Source organism: Tritonibacter sp. SIMBA_163 (assembly GCF_046535935.1).
Taxonomy (GTDB): Bacteria; Pseudomonadota; Alphaproteobacteria; order Rhodobacterales; family Rhodobacteraceae; genus Epibacterium; species Epibacterium scottomollicae.
In genome coordinates this window covers 1-561 of the sequence record NZ_JAWJBP010000098.1, presented here as the reverse complement: position 1 = coordinate 561, position 561 = coordinate 1, and the positions used below count along the sequence as shown (strand labels likewise).

Genomic DNA, 561 nt, shown 5'->3' with positions numbered 1-561 from the left:
ACAGAACGCTCGGCTCAGGCAGGTTGTCGGCCATGACCAGATCGAACCCCAGATAGTCCGATTTCTGGCCCGGCGTGATCTCGGTCCTCATGGGCAGTCCTGCGGCGTTGACGCGGAGATGGATCTTGGTCGTGAAGCCACCTCTTGAGCGGCCAAAACCCTGTCGCGAAGTCCCCCTTTAGCGCCCGCTGCCTGATGGTGCCCGCGGATAACGGTGCTGTCGATCATTTGAAGGGCATCCGGCACCACCCCACTTTGGTTCAGGGCCTCCATGATGTCCTCCCACAAGCCCGCCAGCGTCCAGCGCCGAAACTGCCGGTAGACGCTCGACCATTTGCCGAACTCTTCAGGCAGGTCACGCCAAGGCGCGCCACTGCGGGCAATCCAGAAAATACCATCAAGAACAAGGCGGTGGTTGGTGGGTTTGCGCCCATTCGGCGCACGGACTGCCAGGATAAACCGTTCAAAGAACGCCCACTCCCCGTCCGACATCAGGTCTCGTGCCAAGTTGGTCTCCATTACAGATACCAGCTTGAATCACGCCCGCGAGCGGATGTGAAT

The 561-nt window shown here is 60.1% G+C and carries 1 pseudogene; it reads right to left on the bottom strand.

What is annotated here, in order from left to right:
• Positions 1-519: pseudogene (locus tag R0J92_RS21590) on the bottom strand (IS5 family transposase); the annotation flags it as partial.
• Between the last annotated feature and the right edge of the window lie 42 nt (positions 520-561).